Annotated in this window: 17 protein-coding genes; 6 read left to right on the forward strand and 11 right to left on the reverse strand. The window is 74.5% G+C overall.

Annotated features, from left to right (window positions below):
• Positions 1-20: 20 nt before the first annotated feature.
• Positions 21-428: a DUF6069 family protein gene (locus tag ABD437_RS18640; protein ID WP_344650115.1), complete on the reverse strand. Its 408-nt coding sequence runs from the start codon at positions 426-428 to the stop codon at positions 21-23.
• 107 nt (positions 429-535) lie between these two features.
• Between ABD437_RS18640 and ABD437_RS18645 the strand changes: the two genes are divergently transcribed.
• Positions 536-934: a hypothetical protein gene (locus ABD437_RS18645; RefSeq protein WP_344650116.1), complete on the forward strand. Its 399-nt coding sequence runs from the start codon at positions 536-538 to the stop codon at positions 932-934.
• Positions 935-957: 23 nt separating this feature from the next.
• On the forward strand, positions 958-1,443 hold the full coding sequence (locus ABD437_RS18650) for an LURP-one-related/scramblase family protein (RefSeq protein WP_344650117.1): 486 nt from the start codon (positions 958-960) through the stop codon (positions 1,441-1,443).
• A 2-nt stretch (positions 1,444-1,445) separates the two neighbouring features.
• Here the strand turns inward: ABD437_RS18650 and ABD437_RS18655 are convergent, their stop codons facing one another.
• Positions 1,446-2,942, reverse strand: coding sequence for an AbfB domain-containing protein (locus ABD437_RS18655; RefSeq protein WP_344650118.1), 1,497 nt, complete (start codon positions 2,940-2,942; stop codon positions 1,446-1,448).
• A gap of 473 nt (positions 2,943-3,415) precedes the next feature.
• On the opposite strand from ABD437_RS18655, the gene ABD437_RS18660 reads away from it, so the two are divergent.
• Positions 3,416-4,357, forward strand: a complete 942-nt coding sequence (locus ABD437_RS18660) for a glycosyltransferase (RefSeq protein WP_344650119.1) — start codon at positions 3,416-3,418, stop codon at positions 4,355-4,357.
• A 65-nt stretch (positions 4,358-4,422) separates the two neighbouring features.
• On the opposite strand, the gene ABD437_RS18665 is transcribed toward ABD437_RS18660, so the two are convergent.
• On the reverse strand, positions 4,423-5,271 hold the full coding sequence (locus tag ABD437_RS18665; RefSeq protein ID WP_344650120.1) for a LysR family transcriptional regulator: 849 nt from the start codon (positions 5,269-5,271) through the stop codon (positions 4,423-4,425).
• 82 nt (positions 5,272-5,353) lie between these two features.
• Here ABD437_RS18665 and ABD437_RS18670 point away from each other — a divergent pair, with 82 nt between their 5' ends.
• Positions 5,354-6,217, forward strand: a complete 864-nt coding sequence (locus ABD437_RS18670) for a TIGR03564 family F420-dependent LLM class oxidoreductase (protein ID WP_344650121.1) — start codon at positions 5,354-5,356, stop codon at positions 6,215-6,217.
• Positions 6,218-6,376: 159 nt separating this feature from the next.
• On the opposite strand, the gene ABD437_RS18675 is transcribed toward ABD437_RS18670, so the two are convergent.
• Complete coding sequence (locus tag ABD437_RS18675; protein WP_344650122.1) at positions 6,377-7,027, reverse strand: response regulator; 651 nt, start codon at positions 7,025-7,027, stop codon at positions 6,377-6,379.
• A complete protein-coding gene (locus ABD437_RS18680; RefSeq protein ID WP_344650123.1) occupies positions 7,024-8,040 on the reverse strand; it encodes a sensor histidine kinase in 1,017 nt (338 codons plus the stop codon). The genes ABD437_RS18675 and ABD437_RS18680 overlap by 4 nt, the downstream gene beginning before the upstream one ends.
• A gap of 72 nt (positions 8,041-8,112) precedes the next feature.
• On the opposite strand from ABD437_RS18680, the gene ABD437_RS18685 reads away from it, so the two are divergent.
• On the forward strand, positions 8,113-8,520 hold the full coding sequence (locus tag ABD437_RS18685) for a hypothetical protein (RefSeq protein WP_344650124.1): 408 nt from the start codon (positions 8,113-8,115) through the stop codon (positions 8,518-8,520).
• Positions 8,521-8,675: 155 nt separating this feature from the next.
• A complete protein-coding gene (locus ABD437_RS18690; protein ID WP_344650125.1) occupies positions 8,676-8,999 on the forward strand; it encodes an STAS domain-containing protein in 324 nt (107 codons plus the stop codon).
• On the opposite strand, the gene ABD437_RS18695 is transcribed toward ABD437_RS18690, so the two are convergent.
• Genes ABD437_RS18695 through ABD437_RS18720 form a run of 6 tightly spaced genes read right to left on the reverse strand, consistent with a single transcriptional unit; the run spans position 8,989 to position 17,008 of the window.
• Positions 8,989-9,570 (reverse strand): DUF6518 family protein, encoded by a 582-nt coding sequence (locus ABD437_RS18695; RefSeq protein WP_344650126.1) that lies wholly within the window; start codon positions 9,568-9,570, stop codon positions 8,989-8,991. The genes ABD437_RS18690 and ABD437_RS18695 overlap by 11 nt on opposite strands.
• A 39-nt stretch (positions 9,571-9,609) precedes the next feature.
• Positions 9,610-10,746 carry an aminodeoxychorismate synthase component I gene (gene pabB / locus ABD437_RS18700; protein ID WP_344650127.1) on the reverse strand — a complete coding sequence of 379 codons (1,137 nt, stop codon included), beginning with the start codon at positions 10,744-10,746 and terminating at the stop codon, positions 9,610-9,612.
• 15 nt (positions 10,747-10,761) lie between these two features.
• The gene (locus ABD437_RS18705; RefSeq protein ID WP_344650128.1) at positions 10,762-13,707 is read right to left on the reverse strand and encodes a phosphatidylglycerol lysyltransferase domain-containing protein; all 2,946 of its coding nucleotides are present in this window, start codon (positions 13,705-13,707) and stop codon (positions 10,762-10,764) included.
• Complete coding sequence (locus tag ABD437_RS18710) at positions 13,704-14,546, reverse strand: hypothetical protein (RefSeq protein WP_344650129.1); 843 nt, start codon at positions 14,544-14,546, stop codon at positions 13,704-13,706. The genes ABD437_RS18705 and ABD437_RS18710 overlap by 4 nt, the downstream gene beginning before the upstream one ends.
• A complete protein-coding gene (locus ABD437_RS18715) occupies positions 14,543-15,655 on the reverse strand; it encodes an alpha/beta hydrolase (RefSeq protein ID WP_344650130.1) in 1,113 nt (370 codons plus the stop codon). The genes ABD437_RS18710 and ABD437_RS18715 overlap by 4 nt, the downstream gene beginning before the upstream one ends.
• 42 nt (positions 15,656-15,697) lie before the next feature.
• Entirely contained in the window at positions 15,698-17,008 is a 1,311-nt protein-coding gene (locus ABD437_RS18720) for a sensor histidine kinase (protein ID WP_344650131.1), read from the reverse strand.
• Positions 17,009-17,017 lie beyond the last annotated feature (9 nt).

Here is a 17,017-nt window from a genome sequence, read left to right on the forward strand (position 1 = left end):
CAGCGGAATCACCCGGTGGGTCAGGCGCGCAGGCGGCGGGCGACGACCGGGATCACGATGGTGGCGGCGACCACGTGGGTGAGCATCAGGAGGAGCTTGGTGCCGGTCGTCGCGTCGGCCAGGACGTCGGGGACCAGCGACAGGACGGTCAGGGCCACCGTCGTGCGGACGAACGCCGGGCGCGGGTGCGACGCGAAGCGGCCGATCGCCGCGGCCAGCACCAGGCCGACGATCGAGAAGAACGCGGTGAGCGTGGCGAAGCCGGGGATCGGGATCGGTGCGCCGGACACGTCCAGGCTGATCCCGGCGGCGGAGCCGGCGGCGGCCACGGCCGCGGTGGCGACCGCGGCGGCGACGGTGGCCGCGGCGCCGGCGACGAGCAGGGCGCGGGTCGAGGTGGTGGCCGGGGCGAGGGCGGTGGTGGTCATGTCGAGCCTCCGATGCGGTGTGGTTTCCGGTCTCTCATCAGGGCTACGAAACCGTCGGCCCTCCCACGACACCCGGGTCGAAAAAACTTTTCCGCCACACTGACGACGTGCACAGCGGCGTGATCTACCGGAGCCCCCGTCGGTTCGAGGTCGTCGGCTGGGGCGTCGGTCACCACGGCCTGTTGTTGCGGAGCCACCCGGCGCCGGGGCGCGGTGGCCGGGTCGAGATCTGGTTCAAGCCGGCCGCGGCGGCCTGCCTGGCGACGGAGCTGGCGGGCCTCGAGATCACGGTGGGCCGGCCGGAGACCGCACGCCCGGTCGTCGGCGAGACGCGTCCCGGCGAGACCGTCTACGAGGTGCGCAGCGGTAGACGCCCCGGCTGGGTGCTCGCGGGGAGCACGCACGGACGGGAGGGCGACGAGAACGCGTCGCTGCCGCTCTTCGACGGGTGGGGGCTGCGGCCCGGTGTTCGCGAGCTGTTCCGGCACGTCGGGGGAGGGCAGTAGCGGGGAGGGACGACAATCGAGGCATGTACTTGATCAAGGAGCGGTTCTTCGACATCGGCGACGACTACGACATCACCGACGAACACGGCACCAAGCTCCTGCACGTGGACGGGAAGGTGCTCAGCCTGCGCAACCGGCTGATCATCGAGAACCTGGACGGCCAGGAGCTCGCCTCGGTCCATCGGCACCTGATCTCGCTGCGCCCCACCTACGAGATCACCATCGGGGGCCAGAAGGCCGCCGAGGTGAAGAAGAAGCTGTTCACGCCGTTCCGGGAGAAGTTCACGATCGACGTGCCCGGGCCCGACGACCTGGAGATGAAGGGCGACCTGATCGACCACGAGTTCCGGGTCGAGCGCGGTGGGCGCCACGTCGCGGCGGTCTCGAAGAAGTGGTTCCGCGTCCGTGACACCTACGCGGTCGACATCGTCGCGGGCGAGAACGACCTGCTCATCCTGGCCGGCGTGCTCGCGCTCGAACTGGCCCTGTCCCGCAAGGACGACGACTAGGCCTAGACCCAGCCCCCGACGACGTGGAACGACGATGTCGCGCGGAAACCGGCGGTGCCGTCGGGCTCGTCGATCCACAGCTCGTCCCCGCGGACGTGCAGGTACCGGTCGGGGTAGTTGATCGACTGGAACGACACCGAGTCCGGCGTCGCCCCGGGGCGGGGGCAGAACGTGGTGTCCTTGCGGAACAGGTCGGACTTGTCGTCCGGGTCGACGCGCACCCGGAAGCTGAAGTGACGCAGGTACTGGCCCGGCGCCACCCGGAACGACCGGCACTTCGCGTCGGCCAGACCGGTCACCAGCTCGAACGTGGCGCCCTGCCGGAGCGCGACCGGGCTGGTCGAGGTCACCGGGAGCACGAACGCGGTCCGGTTGACGACCTGGGCGTACCGGTCGGGGCTCGCGACCGACCGCAGCGCCCGGCGGCCGGTCAGATCGCCGGCCGCGAGCGGGGACGGCGTCCCGATCGCCGACGAGACGACCGTCGACGGCCGGGCCGACGCGGAGCCCGACGGTAACGCGGCCGCCGACGCCGACGGGCTGTTGCGCACCCCGGTCGGCACCGGCCGCGACTTCCGGCTGTCGGCGTACGTCGCCAGCGAGATGATCAGCAGCACGACCGCGACGGTCACCGCGACGATCCGGGCCGTGTTGCCCACCCAGGGGTTCGCCGCGGTCCGGCGCACCCGCTCCACGATCGCCGTCGAGCCCGACCCGTCGGCCGGGTCGGGGACCTGCTCGCAGCGGGCCAGCAACGACTCGCGCAGCGCGTGCGGCGGCGCGATCAGCGGGGTGCCGCGCAGCAACCGGTCGGCCGGGATCAGGTCGGCGGCCCGCCCGGAGCAGGTCGGGCAGTCGGTGGCGTGCCGCGCGATTTGCCGGCGCTGACGGTCGGACGGGCGGCGGTCCCAGTGCTGCAGCAGGGTCGTCAGCGGCCCGCACGGCGGGGACGCGCCGAGCGTCCGGATGGCGGTCCGGGCGTCCTCGAAGCGTGCCTCGATCTGACGCAGCCGGTTCTCCGCGACCGTGGGCGTCAGGCCGCAGGCCGCGAGGACCTCCTCGCGGGTGACCTCGCCGGACGCTTCGAGCCACCACATCGAGAGCAGCTCACGGTCGTCGGGGGCGAGCCACCGCACCGCGTTGTTGGCCTCTTCGCGCTGGTCGGACGGGTCGATGGCGACGACCGGCGGCCAGTCGCCGCACGGCCCGGGCCGGTTCGCCGCCTGCTCGGCCGTCCAGAGGAAGCGCAGCGCGGTGCCCATCAACCAGGGGCGGAAGCTCTCCGGCTCGGCCAGGCCGGGCATGCCCGCGCCGACCAGCGACACGGTGCGGCCCAGCACGTCGTCGACGTCGACGGACGGACCCGCGGCGCGGACCACGAGCGTGTACAGCAACGGCAGGTGATCGGAGACGAGCGTGCGGACGGCCTGCACATCGCCGTCCTGAGCAGCGCGCACCATCGCCGTACTCGGCAGTGCCGTCGACACGTTCTCGGTCACCTCACCGCGCGGAGCAACACAAGGCTCATTAGTCACACCAGACTGTGCCGACTACTAAACCGGTTGGGCCTCTGCACGCCAACTCGTTCGGCGCATTTCATTCGGACGCGGTCCGATTTGGACTGAAATACGGGCGGTGGTCCCGCGGAGGGCGCCGGGGCCCGCCGGTCGACGACCGGACCCTACGGCCGGCCAGGACCGCGAACCGGCCGGCGGCACGTCCTCCCGGTGCTCCGCCCGCGCCGGGCGTGCCCCGCTGGTCGGGGGTGGTCGCCCGACGATCGGCCGGGGCGGGCGTGTCGCCGTTCACCCGGGCCAGGCGCAGGGCTCGGTGACCGGGCCACCGCTGCGGGCGCGGCGTTCGACCGGGTGCGATGGCCGGCCCGGTGGGACGCGACGGCGCTGGCCGGGAAACGGCCACCGGTCCGGACCGGGCCGCTAAAGTTCCGGCGCCCGCTGCCGAACGGGGTGGGGTGAGCGATCTGATCGCGGCGGTACTGATCGTGCGCGACGAGGAGGCGACGCTCCCCGGGTGCCTCGCGTCGCTGCGCGGCGTCGTCGACGCGGTGCACGTGTACGACACCGGCTCGGCCGACGGCACGGTGGAGGTGGCGTCGGCGGCGGGCGCGGTCGTCCGGCGGGGGCACTGGGTGGACGACTTCGCCGCCGCCCGTAACACCGCGCACGAGGGCGTGAGCACGCCCTGGGTGCTGGCCGTCGACGCCGACCAGCGGTACGCGGGCGACCCCGGCGCGCTGCGTGCCTGCCTGCGGGCCACGGACGCGGACGTGCTGCGCGTCGAGATCGACAACGCGCACGACGAGCTGCCGTACACGCACTCCGAGGGACGGATCTACCGGCCGGACACCGCGGTCTGGCACGGCCGGATCCACGAGCGGCTGATGGGCGGGGTCACCGCGGCCGTGCCCCGCGCGGCGATCACGCTGTCCCACGACGGGTACGCCACCCCGGAGGCGCGACGCGCGAAGTCGGCACGCAACGCCGCGCTGGCCCGCCGGGCGCTCGAGGAGCAGGTCAGCGCGGCGACGATGCTGGACCTCGGCCGGAGCCTGGTGGGTGCCGGGCAGTGGCAGGAAGCCGTGGACACGTTCGAGGCGCTGCGCGAACGGTTCCCCGGCACGCCCGAATGGACCGAGGGCACCGACTTCCTGGCCCGGCTCGTGCTGGCCGGCGGGTTGGACGAGGTCTGCCTGGTGCTCGTCGCCCAGCTGCGTGCGGTGGGGGCGCCCGGCCCCTACTGCGACTGGCTCGCCGCACAGGCCCTCGCCCAGCTCGGCGACGTGGCCGGCGCGGCCCGCCTGCTCGACGGCGTCACCGAGGTGGTCGACACCGCCGGCCGCCGCCACGACCCGGCCGCCCTGCGCGAACTACGCGACCTGGTCGGCCGCCTGTAGGCACAGCCGTGGAGCCGCCCCGCTCCGAGCGTTCCCCGCCGAGGGTCCCGGCCGGGTCGCGGAATCTAGTCGGCCAACGCGGCCAGGAACGACTCCACGCAGGTGTGCGGGGTCACCGGTGACGTCACCACGTAGCCGTCGACCAGTACCGGCGGATCCAGCGGCACCGTGCGTAGCCGGTCGACGCTGGCGCCGGCGATCTGCTCGGCCGGCAGCAGGGTCCAGCCGCGCGGGTCGGTGCCGACCTCGAACAGCACGTTGACCAGATTCCCGGCGGCCGGCCGCACCGGCGCCACGGGCAGCGCCGCGACGACCGCGTCGTGCAGGCCGGGGTCGGTCGCCCGGGAGGGCAGGCGCAGGCCGGCCGGGTCCAGGTCGTCGAGGCCGATGGTGGGCTTCTCCGCCGCCGGGTGGGCCCGCGCGACGACCGCGTGCAGCGGCTCCGACCAGGCCCGGACCACGGTCAGGTTCCCCGCCGCCACCGGGCCGCGCACCAGGGCCAGGTCCAGCTCGCCGTCGCGCACCGCGTCGAGCCGCGCGCCCACCGGCAGGTCGACCAGGACCGGCTCGGCGGGCCGGTCGCCGCCCTGGAGCCGGGTGAGCGCGCGGTCGAGCCGCCCGGTGACGCACGAGGCGACCCCGATCCGGAGCACGGCGGCCTGCTCGCCGGCCACCACGCGCACCCGGGCCGCGGCGGCGAGGGTGTCGCGGGCGGCGTCGAGCACGCGTTCACCGGCCGGCGTCAGCCGCACCCGGCGCGACGACCGGTCGAGCAGGCGGACGCCGAGCTCACGTTCGAGCCGGCCGATCTGCTGGCTCACCGCGGGCTGGACGATGTGCAGGCGCTCGGCGGCCCGGCCGAAGTGCAGCTCCTCGGCGACCGTCACGAAGTAGCGCAGCGACCTGAGTTCCACGTCTCTATCTATCACGAAAAGTGATCGCTGCCCGGGTGAAGTGCGTCTGGTTCTCCCCGCCCGTAGGTCATGGGATGGAGGCATGCGTATCGGAACCGCTCTGGCCGTCACCACCTCACCCGCCGACGTCGTCGCGGCCGCCGCCGACGCCGCCCGGCGCGGGCTGGACAGCTTCTGGACCAACCAGATGCCCGGCGGCTGGGATCCGCTGGCGCTGCTCGCCGTGCTGGACGAGCGCCCGCCGGAGATCGGCACCGCGATCGTCGCGACCTACCCGCGCCACCCGGTGGCGCTCGCCTCCGAGGCGCTGACGCTGCAGGCCGCGCGGGGCGGGCTGACGCTGGGGATCGGGCCGAGCCACGCCTGGTTCGTCGAGCAGATGCTCGGGATCCCGTACACCTCGCCGCTGCGGCACACCCGGGAGTACCTCTCGGTGCTCCGGCCGCTGCTGCGCGGCGAGGCGGTGCGCCGCACCGGCGAGTTCTTCTCGGTGGACGCCGCGCTCACCGTGTCCGCCCCGGCGCCGCCGGTGCTGATGTCCGCGCTCGGCCCGAAGATGCTCGAGCTGGCCCGTGAGCTGGCCGACGGGGTGGTGCTGACCTGGATCACGCCCGAGGTGGTGGCCTCCCGGATCGTTCCGGCCGTGACGCCGGGTGCCCGGGTGGTGGCCGGCGTCGGCGTCGTGCTGAGCGACGACCCGGACGCGGCCAGGGAGCGGATCACGCGCGAGTTCGGCTTCGCCGGTGACCTGCCGGCCTACCGGGACTCGCTGCGCCGGTTCGGCATCGGCGGCATCGCCGACACCGTGATCGTCGGCGACCAGTCGCACCTCGCCGCCGAACTCGACCGCTTCCGCGACGCCGGCGCGACCGACGTCGTCCTGATGCCGTTCGGGGACGCCGCCGACCGCGCGCGGATCCTGGACGTGGTCACGGCCACCCGGTGACCGGCCGGTTGCGGGCGCCGGGCGCGGCTCGGGCGCAACCGCCCCGCTCCCGGCGCGGTGCGGCCCCGGCAACCGGCCCGGCCGACCTTGGTCGTGTCACCGCAACCGAGACTCCGGGGGGATACCGACCGTGTACCGCGACGGCTTATTACGACGGGCTCAGAGCAGGCCCAGGTCGCGGGCCCGGAGCGCCGCCTGGGTCCGGTCGCGGGCGTTCAGTTTGGCGAGCGCGGCGGTCACGTGATTCTTGACGGTGCCTTCGGCGAGGAACAGCGCCGCGGCGATCTCGCGGTTGCTCCGCCCGTCGGCGAGCAGCCGGACGACGTCGAGCTCGCGGTCGGTCAGCGGCGTGAGCAGGGGCTGGGGACGCGGCCCGGCGGGCTCGTCGGGCAGCTGCGCGAACCGCGCCACGAGCTTCGCGGCCACCGCGGGCTCCAGCAGGGACTCGCCGCGCGCGGCCGCCTGGATCGCCTCGACCAGCCGCTCCGAGGACGCGTCCTTGAGCAGGTAGCCGATCGCGCCGGCGCGGATCGCGGCGAACACGTCGGCGTCGTCGTCGAACGTGGTCAGCGCGATCACCTGGGTCCGCGGCCGGTCGGCACGCAGCCGCCGGGTGGCGCTCACGCCGTCCATGCCCGGCATCCGCAGGTCCATCAGGACGACGTCCGGGTCGAGGCGCGCGGCCAGTTCCACCGCCTCGGCCCCGTCGCCGGCCCCACCGACGACCTCGACGTCGTCGCGTACGGACAGGAGCATGGCCAGCGCCTCGCGGAACAGGCGCTGGTCGTCGACGAGCAGGACGCGGATCACGCCGGTGCGCTCACGGTGAGCGTGGTGCCCGCCCCGGGCGCGGACTCCAGCGTGAGCGTTCCGCCGAGCGCGGCCATCCGCTCGGTCAACCCGACCAGGCCGAAGCCGCCCGGACCGCGGCCGGCGCCACCGACGCCGTCGTCACGGACCGAGAGACGCACCTCGCCGTCGCGGTAACCGAGTACGACCGACACCGACGACGCCCGCGCGTGCTTGCGTGCGTTGGTGAGGCCCTCCTGGGCCGCGCGGAACAACGCCTCCTCGACGTCGGGCGGCAGCGACCGGGCGACACCGTCCACGTCGACCTCGGCGCCGAGCCGCGCCAGCCGCGCGGCCAGCGGAACCCGGGGTTCGCGCAGCGCCGCGACCGACCGGCGCACCTCGCCCAGCGCCTCCCGGGCCTGCTCCTCGGCCTGCCCGAGGACGGCGTCGGCGCGCGCGGAGTCGGACGGGAGGAGGGCCCGGCCGGCCCGTACCTGCATCTGGAGCACGGTCAGATGGTGCCCGAGTCCATCGTGGATGTCGCGGGCGACCCGGTTGCGTTCCCGCGTGGTGGCCAGCTCCTCGGCCTGCGTCACCAGCGCGCGTCGGGTCTCGCGCTCGCGGCGCAGCAGCCAGGTCACGGCGACGGCGAGCAGCGTCGCGGTGAGCGTGCCGAGGCCTTCGCGCAGCGCGCCGCGCCACTCCATCCCGAGGTGCGCGAGCGGGACGACGACCGCGACCGCGAGCGCACCGGCCAGCGGCAGCAGCAGCCCCGCCTGCACGACCAGCACGATGAGCAGCAGCGTCGCGCCGGCGGATGCGCCCGCGGAGGAGAAGACCAGGTACCCGAGCCCGAGCTGCACGACGACGAACGCGACGCGCTCGGGAAGGGAACGGGCCGGGAGCACCAGCGTGCCGAGCACGGTCAGGACGGCGAACAGCGCTCCGGCCAGCGCGGCCGTCCACCCGGCGGCGCCGAGCAGCAGGACGCCGTACGCGGCCGCGGTCACCAGCCACAGAATGCGGTTCACGGGCCCATCATGACCTCGGCCGTGACCTTCGGCACGGGTGGAGTGACCGCGCGGCACCGCATTCTCGTCGCCATGACAATTCTTCGCGCGGGGTACTGGCTGCTGCACCTGGTCGAGATGGTGGTCGCGATGGTCGCCGGGATGATGCTGCTCGGGCCGCTGTGGACCGCGGCCGGGCTCACCGGGGGCACGGTGGGGATGGTGCTCACGATGGCGTTCGACATGACGGTCGGGATGGGCGCGTGGATGGCGGTGCGCGGCCACGACCTCCGGATGATCGGCGAGATGTCCGCGGTGATGGTCGTGCCGTTCCTGCTGCTGCTCGCGCCGTACGGGTTGGGCCTGGTCTCCGGGGGCGTCGTGTACACCGTCGGGCACGGTCTGATGCTGGTGGCGATGATCGCCTTGATGCTGGTGCGATTCGGACACTATTCCCACCCGTCGGGGTGGGCACCGATCGTCCTCCGCGTCTTTCGTTAATACGAATTCGCAGGTCATCCGGGTTGCGATATCCACGGTCAGCGCGCACGCTGGAGGGGTAGGGCCGGCTTCGGGTTGGTGACCGGGGCGCACGACGCAGACGCCTGCCGAATGCACCAGGGCGAACCGTTCCCCGAGCTGGAAGTCGATTCCCCATGACGCACTACACGTGCACCGTACGACCCGACCCTCCGGGTGACCTGCGCATCACGCTCACCGGAGCGATCGACCTCGGCTCCCGCGGCGATCTCGCCGACGCGGTGCGGACCACGTCGACGCTACGGCCGAAGACGATCCACGCCGACCTGTCCGGGGTGTCGTTCTTCTCGGCCGAGGGCGCCACCTTCCTGCTGCGTCTGCGGAAGCTGGCCGACCTCGACATGCTCTCGCTGCTGATCGAGGCGCCCTCCCAGCCGGTACGACGGGTGCTGGCCGGGCTGGGCCTCACCGACGAGTTCCGGGTCGGGCTCACCACATGAAACCGGCCAGCCGGAACAGGCCGTAACCCGCGGCGGCGATCGGGACCGCGAGCCCGATGGCCGCCGCCCGCCGTTTCCCGGACGCCGCGACCGCCAGCGGCAGCAGGACGCCGAGCGCGGTCACCAGCGCCGCGTGCTGCGCGTCGCCGGCGTCCGACGAGGGACGCGCCAGGTGCAGCGCCGCCTCGGCGAACAGCACCGCGACCGGCACCGCGAGCGCGGCGACCTGCCACCGGTCGGTCCGCCGGGCCACCGCGCCGGCGGCGCCGAACACGAGCCCCGCGATCACCGCGAACGCCGTCCAGACCGGGCTCCAGACGTTGGCGAGGTCGTCACCCTGCACCAGCGTCGCGGTGAGGTAGTAGCTGGGCACCGCCACGACGAGCAGCACGATCGACCCGGCGAGGGACCCGGCGACCGACCGGCGCCGGTAGGCGAACAGGAACGCGGCGACGGCCCAGACCGCGCTGGAGTTGCCGAGCCCGCCCAGCGGGAACGGCACGTACTTGATCCACAGGAAGTCCAGCGAGCCGAGCAGGACTCCGGCCACCGGCGCGAGCAGTATGGTCACGCCTCCACGATGACGCCGCCCCGGTGCCGGACGCATCGGTCACACGAGGTGTCTGCCGTCTGTCGTGCGACTGATGTGGTGCGAGAGCACCGCTGCTTTGGCGCGCAGTTCCGCGTACTCGTCCGCCGCGACCGAGGGCCAGGTCACACCGCTGCCGACGCCGTAGGTGGCGACGCCGGTGCGCCGGTCGATCACCGCGGTGCGGATCGCCACCGAGAACTCGGCGCGGCGCCCCGGGGCCACGACGCCGATCGCGCCGCAGTACACCCCGCGCGGGCCGCTCTCCAGGTCCGCGATCAGGGCCATCGTGCTCGCTTTCGGCGCCCCGGTGACCGAACCGCAGGGAAACAACGCCCGGAAGACGTCGACGAGGCCGACGCCCGACCGCAGCCGCGCGGTCACGTCCGAGGTGAGCTGGTGGACGGTGGGGTAGTGCTCGAGCCGGCAGAGCGCGGGGACGTCGACGGTGCCGGTGCGGGCGATCCGCGCGGCGTCGTTGCGCAGGAGATCGACGATCATGACGTTCTCGGCGCGTTCCTTCGCGCTGGTGCGCAGCGCCTCGGCGAGCGCGGCGTCCTCGGCCGGGGTGGCACCGCGCGGCGCCGTGCCCTTCATCGGCCGCAGCAGCAGGTGCTCGCCGTCGAGGCGGAAGAACAGCTCCGGGCTGGCGCTGGCCACGACGTGGTCGCCGAGGTCGAGGTAGGCGTTGTAGGCGCCGCGCTGGGCCGAGGCGACGTCGGCGTACATGCCCCCGGGATCACCGTCGAACAGGCTGGTCAGGCGGGTGGTGAGGTTGCACTGGTAGGTCTCGCCGGCGGCGATCGCCGCCCGTACCGCGGTGACGGCGTCCCGGTACTCGGCGTAGGTCCAGCCGTCGGTCCAGTCGCTCGTCGTGTACGGCGCCGCCTCCAGCGCCGGCACCGGCCGGGGTCGGTCGGCGACGCCGAACCAGACCAGCGGCAGGCCCGGCACCGGCGGCCGGGTGAGTAACGCCGGGTCGAACGCGCTCGCGGCCTCGTAGGCGACGTACCCGGCGGCCCACCGTCCGGCGTCGGCCGCGTCCTGCACCGCCTGCAGCGCGGGCGCGACCTCCGCCGCCGACCGGGCCTCGATCACGGTCGTGACGTCGGGGAAGCCGAGCGTCCGGCCGGTACGCAGGTCGTCGAGGCGGATCACCGGACGAACTGTACGTCACCGCAGGCCGGCGACCTCCTGACGCGTCGGCTCGGCCGGGGCGTGCGGGGCCGGGCGCTGGCGCAGCAGCGGGCCGAGGATCGGGATCTCGGTGAGCCCCTCCGCGCCGGCGATGGCCAGGCCCTGCGGCGCGACGTTGCTCAGGTCGCTGAGCACGACGTACCGCGGGCGCCACAGCGGCCGGAACTTCTCGTTGTAGTGCCACAGCGTCTCCATCTGCGTGCCGTCGGAGAACCGGCGCAGCAGCTGGCGCTGGAGCTCGCTGAGCCGCCCTTCACCGCGCTCACCGGCGAGCACCGCACGCATCACCGCGAAGTTCAGGCCCAGCCCCCACTCGCCGCGGGTCTTCAGGTGGTGGATCGTCTCGATGAGAACGAAGTCGGTCAGCCCGTTGGGCAGCTCCCGGTCGGTGCGCCTGCGCATCAGGTCCAGCGACCAGCCGTTGAGGTCGGCGGCCGGAACCCAGTGGCAGAACGCGTCCGGCCGGCCGTCGGGCGCGTGCGCGACGGCGAGCATCAGCCCGGTGTCGTCGGCCTCGCCGAGCCGGGACAGCGTCATCGAGAAGCCCCGCTCGACCTCCCCGATGCGGCTCTCGGTGGCCAGTGCGCGCAGCTCGTCGGCGAGTGCGGGCGGCAGCGCCGCCGGGTCGTAGAAGCGCACCGTGTACCCGGCTTTGCGGACCCGGTTGTAGGCCCCGCGGATGCTCTTGGCCGGACGACCCTCGAGCGAGAACGCGGTGCAGTCGACGATCGCCTCGTCGCCGAGGTAGATCGGGCGCAGGCCACCGGCCTGGTAGATCGGCAGCCACCCCTCGGCGGCGCCGAGCACGCTCACCGGCCAGCCGTGCCGATCGGCGAACGCGGTGAACTGCGCCCACGCGTCGGCGTGCTGGTCGGGCGGGCCGATCGGGTCGGGGGAGACCAGGCAGACGCCGTTGCGGATCGCGTACGCGACCAGGCAGTCGCCGGTGAAGAACCAGCTCTTGTCGTCGCGCAGCGCGAAGTAGTCGAGGGTGCCGCCGCCGTGGCGGGCGACGATGCGGCGGGCGCGGGCCAGGTCGGCGGCGCGGTCGGCCCCGCCGGTCGCCGGCAGCTCGCGGGAGCGCAGCAGCACCCCGGACAGCACGATCAGCAGGCTGAGCCCGGTGGCGACGAGCAACGCGACCGACGCGGGCCCCGCACCCGGCAGCGGCAGGTCGTGGTCGCCGACCATGCGCTCGGCGACCGCCCGGACCGTGTCGGCGCGCAGGCCCCCGAGCGCGGCGCTCGCGCCCCCGACGACCGCGGCGCCGGCGGCGATCACGACGAGCGTCCAGCGCAGCGTCCGCCGGTCGGGGTGGGTGGGGAACGCGGCCCGCTGCCGCACCAGCCACCCGGCCACCGCCAGCGCGAGCAGCGCCTCCTCCAGGTCCAGGCCCTTGAGCACGTGGAGCACGGCCGAGGAGAACAGCAGCGCGAGCGCGGTGGCCCAGGCCACGCTCCGGCCCCGGCGCAGGCCCCAGGCCAGCAGTAACAGCGCGGTGCTGGTGAACACCACGGCGGCGGCCGCCGCTCGCGGCGCCTGCACCGGGAACACGTCGAGCAGCGCGTCGAACCGGCCGTGCAGCGGCGCGGTGAACGCCGAGCCGAGCCCCACCACGGCGACCGCGGCCACGGCCAGCGCCGCGATCCGGCGGGTTCGCTCCAGCCGGGCGCGCCGCTGGAGCCCGCTCTGCGGCAGCGGCCAGCCGGCCTGCCCCGGCAGCTGGGCGACGACCGCGTCGCGGTCCGCGACCCGGCGCACGGCCAGCCGCTCGACCCGGGTGTTCTCGCCGCTGGACGTCTCGTGCACGACCAGCCGGATCCGCAGGTCGTGCACCACGTCGAGCTCGACCCAGACGCGGCGCAGCAACGGGACGAAGACCGGGGGCAGGAACCAGCGCGCCGCGCGCCGCTCGACCACCCGCGTGCCGCTGCCGGTGTTGGCGTAGAAGCCGCCGGGCACCGGGCTCAGCTCGGGCTGGTGGGTGTGGCCGGTGATCAGACCGGCGAACCCCTGCGCGCACAGCGCCGCGGCGGCGGCGTTCGGCGCGGCGTTGGAGCCCCGGCCGCGCGGCCCGAGACCGCTCGCGGCCAGGCCGGTGTAGACGGTGCGGATGACCAGCAGGACCAGGAGGGCGATCAGGGCGACCTCGGCCAGCATCCCGGCGCCCAGGAAGAACCCCCAGCGCTCGAACCGGGCCGGGTGCGAGACGAGCCGGACCAGCCCGTGGATCCGCAGCGCGAGCAGCACGGCCAGCGGGACGAGCAGCCACTTCGCCGCCGGGGCGAGGTGCCGGTAGAGCAGGCGCGAGCCGATGAACTCGCCGGCCGCGCCCGGATCGGCCAGCTCCGGCAGGTCACCGAGCAACGGCGCCCGCCGCGCCTCGGGGAGCACCTGCTGGACGATGTGCTGGCCCAGCGGCGAGTCGAGCGGGTCGCGGGGGTCGGCGAACGCGTTGGCCGGGTCGTAGGCGTGGCCGTGTTCGCAGCGCACCACGCGCCGCCCGGCCGGGGTGGCGAAGACCAGGTCGACCTGCAGGGCGCAGCGCGCGCCGATCGTGTCCCGCAGGACGGTCGCCGCCTTCTCGTCCCAGGCGATCGCCGCGTCGTGGTTGCCGACCGTGATCACCAGCGTGCGCCCGGGCCCGTCGGTGAAGCGGCGCAGCGCCGCGGTGAGCGCCGGGTGGGCCGCCAGCGCACCGGCGACCGTGCCGTCCGGCTCGCCCCACAGCTCGACGACGTCGCCGTTGAGGACGACGGCGCCGGGCCCGTCCCAGGCCTCGAGGCGCTCGACGAGGTCGTGCTCCATCCGGGCGGTGGCGGGGGTCGCGGTCTGGTGCAGGTGCAGGTCGCTGCCGACCAGCACGGTCGCGTCGGCGGGCAGGTCGAGGGTGAGCCGGTCCGGGACCAGGTCTTCGTTCATCGTCGGGCCATTTCCGGTTGAGGGGTGGCGAGCACGACCGCGGCGGCGGTCGAGGCGAGGACGGCGCTCAGGGCGGCCGGTCCCCAGCCCGGCCGGACGGTGTCGCCGAGCAGGGCGACGCCGAAGCCGGCCGGAAGAAGGACCTCGACGATCCAGAGCAGCGCGGTGACGCGGGCGGCGTCCCCGTGCTCCAGGGCCGAGGCGTACAGGACGGTGCCGGTGACGCCGAAGCACGCGAGCGCCCAGACGAGCGGGTCGGTGGCCAGGGCGAGCGGCGAGAACGGCGTCGGCAGGGTGACGGCGCGGGCGGCGAGCGCGGTACCCCCGAACGCGGCACCGGCCAGCGCCGCGGTGAGCGCGGCCCACCCGGCGGACGTCGGCGCGGTGTCTGATCCGGACGCGGTCCGGCGCACCGTGGCCCACCCGGCGGCGGCCAGCAGGAGCGCGACGGCGAGGACGCCGGAGCGGACCGGGAGCGACAGCGCGACCGCGTGTTCGGACCCGGCGCTGCCGCCGAGCACGGCCAGCGCCCCCACGGTGACGACCAGCGCCGCGGTGTGCGCGCGGCCCAGCCGGGTGCCGAGCACGATCCGTGCCGCGACCGCGGTGACCGCCACCGACCCGGCCAGCACGGCCTGCACCGCGTAGAGCGGCAGCCCGCGGACCGCGGCCAGCGACGCCACCCAGGCGACGCCGTCCAGCCCGAGCCCGGCCAGGTACACCGGCCGGCGCAGCGTGCCGCCGGGCTGCCCGGCGCCGATCGCCTGCAGCAGGGAGCTGATCCCGTACCCGGCCGCGGCGCCGGCCGCCAGCCCCAGCGCGACGACGTGCGCGTTCACTTCGCGACCAGCGGCGTCGTGGTCGGCGCGGGCAGGCGGTGCCCGAGCCAGTCCAGGGCCGGTGGCAGGGCGGCGTTCCACACCGTCGTGTTGTGGCCGCCGGTCGGCATCGTGACCGTGGTGAGGTCGGTGCCGGCCGGCACGGCCCGGCGGAACGGCGCGATCTCACGCATCGCCGCTGTGTCCCCGCCGCTGGCGAACACGTAGAGGGAGGGATACACCGGCCGGTGCCGGACGAACCAGGCCGGCGAGTCGTAGCGGCGCACGGCCGCGTCGCCGCGGTACAGGTCACCGGTCGAGGCGTCGGTCAGCGCGGTGAAGTAGCCGCTGAGCGACACCGCCGCGCGGTAGGTGTGGGGGTTATGCAACGCCATGTTCACCGCGCAGAACCCGCCGGTGGAGAAGCCGAGCGTCGACCAGGAGCCGGGCGCGGTCGCGGTGCGGAACGAGTCGGCGATGTCGGTGGGGACGTCCCGCGCGAGGTACGTCTCGTTCTGTTCGCCGCGGACCGCGTTGACGCACTCGCCGTCGTTCCGGTCGTACTCGTACGGCGCGACCGCGATCACCGGGGCCATCCGCCCGGCCGCGATCTCGGTGTCGAGCATCGACGCGATCGGCAGCGCGTGCACCCAGTTGTGCGGGCTGCCGGAGTAGCCGTGCAGCAGCTCGATCACCGGGAACCGCTCGGTGGAGCGCGCCCGGTCGAAGTAGGCCGCGGGTAAGTACACGTAGCCGCTGCGGTTCAGGCCCGAGCGGGCCCCCGGCATCGACCACGGGATCATGATCCCGTGGCCGTGCGCCGCCGCGGCCCGCCCGTCGGCGAGGTCCGAGGAGGAGACGCGCTCGTGGTGGAGTTCGGCCGCCGCGGTCAGCCGCACGTCGACCGGGCCGCCGGTCAGGTCGCTCCAGGACGTGTAGAAGCCGTAGTAGCGGTTCATGATGTCGCCGCTCACCGCGACCGGCAGCACCATCACCAGCAGCAGGCCGAGCACCCGGGCCGGCCACGCCACCCGGCGCGGCCAGCGGTTCCAGCCGATCAGCGTTCCGGCCAGCACCACCAGCAGTGCCGCGCTCAGAACCAGCAGGAGCGGCAGTCCGATCAGGGTCATGACCGCACGATGCGCCGCGCGGCATGACACCACGATGAAACGTCAGATGCGCACGGTGACCACCGCGCCACCCAGCGGAGCGCCGTTGCCGGCCTGCACGGTGCCGCCGTGCGCGGTCACGATCGCCCGCACGATCGAGAGCCCGAGGCCCGCGCCGGAACCGCGCGCGCGGGCGGCGTCGCCGCGCACGAACCGGTCGAACGCCGAGCCGAGCAGCGCCGGGGGGAAGCCGGGGCCGTCGTCGGCCCACTCGATCAGCGCACCGGCCTCGTCGTGGCCGATCGTCACCCGGACGGCGCCCGCGCCGGCGGCGGCGCTGTTCCCGGCCAGGTTCGTGAACACCTGGCGGAGGCGGTCGGCGTCGACCGGGGCCTCGACCGGGGAACCGGTGGTCTCGATCCGCAGGCCGACGACCCGGCCCAGCGCCGGCGTCTCGGCGGCCGTGAACGCGAGCAGCTCGACCGGCTCGCGGACCGCCACCGGGTCACCGGCCAGCAGCAGCAGGTCCTCGGCCAGCCGGGTCAGCCGCACCGCCTGCGTCTGGGCGGCGCGCAGCGACTGCTCGACCTCGGCCGGGTCGTCGAGGGCGGTGAGCGCGAGCTCCAGCTCACCGCGGAGCACGGCGATCGGGGTCCGCAGCTCGTGGCTGGCGTCGTCGACGAACGCCCGCTCCCGCTCGAACGCGACGCGGAGCCGGTCGAGCATGCCGTCGAGCGTCGTCGCCAGCCGGGCGATCTCGTCGTCACCGGCGACCCGCGGCAGCCGCCGGTCGTGGTCGAACGACGAGATCGCGGCGGCCTCCCTGGTCAGCGCGTCCACCGGACGCAGCGCCGCCCGCACGACCAGCCAGCCCGCGCCGCTCAGCGCCACGATCAGCAGCGGCGCGGCCGCGACCAGGCCCACCAGCGCGCTGAGGCTGGCGCGGTCGATCACCCGCCGCGACGCCGCCACCGCCAGCACCTCGCCGCTGGTGCCGACCCGGCGGGCCTCCACCCGCAGCGGCACCGTGCCGGTGCTGTGCCCGATCCGCGTCTCGGCGTCGGTCATCCACGGCTGGTCGGTGAAGCGGACCTGTTCCTCGCTGAGCAGCCGGTGGCCGTTGAGCGACGGCGACCCGGCGATCAGCGCCCCGTCCGCGGTGTAGAGCTGCGCCAGCGGGTCCGAGCGCACGATCCGGCCCTCACGCACGGTGATGCTCGCGGCGAGGTCGGCGCTGCGGTAGCTCAGCTCGGTGTCCAGCGCCGAGCGCAGGCGCAGGTCGACGAGCGCGTACAGCCCGCCCAGGCCGAGCAGCAGCGTCAGCGCCGACCCCACCGCGAAGATGACGACGAGCCGGCTCCGTAGCGATCGCATCGCACCACC

Origin of the sequence: Cryptosporangium japonicum, assembly GCF_039524755.1 — a bacterium.
Lineage (GTDB): Bacteria > Actinomycetota > Actinomycetes > Mycobacteriales > Cryptosporangiaceae > Cryptosporangium > Cryptosporangium japonicum.

Excerpts from the sequence above, each read along its gene's own strand:
- ABD437_RS18705 (WP_344650128.1), bottom strand. The coding sequence starts at position 13,707 with ATGAACGAAGACCTGGTCCCGGACCGGCTCACCCTCGACCTGCCCGCC.
- ABD437_RS18640 (WP_344650115.1), bottom strand. The coding sequence starts at position 428 with ATGACCACCACCGCCCTCGCCCCGGCCACCACCTCGACCCGCGCCCTG.
- ABD437_RS18690 (WP_344650125.1), top strand. The coding sequence starts at position 8,676 with ATGACGCACTACACGTGCACCGTACGACCCGACCCTCCGGGTGACCTG.
- ABD437_RS18650 (WP_344650117.1), top strand. The coding sequence starts at position 958 with ATGTACTTGATCAAGGAGCGGTTCTTCGACATCGGCGACGACTACGAC.
- ABD437_RS18670 (WP_344650121.1), top strand. The coding sequence starts at position 5,354 with ATGCGTATCGGAACCGCTCTGGCCGTCACCACCTCACCCGCCGACGTC.
- ABD437_RS18685 (WP_344650124.1), top strand. The coding sequence starts at position 8,113 with ATGACAATTCTTCGCGCGGGGTACTGGCTGCTGCACCTGGTCGAGATG.
- ABD437_RS18720 (WP_344650131.1), bottom strand. The coding sequence starts at position 17,008 with ATGCGATCGCTACGGAGCCGGCTCGTCGTCATCTTCGCGGTGGGGTCG.
- ABD437_RS18715 (WP_344650130.1), bottom strand. The coding sequence starts at position 15,655 with ATGACCCTGATCGGACTGCCGCTCCTGCTGGTTCTGAGCGCGGCACTG.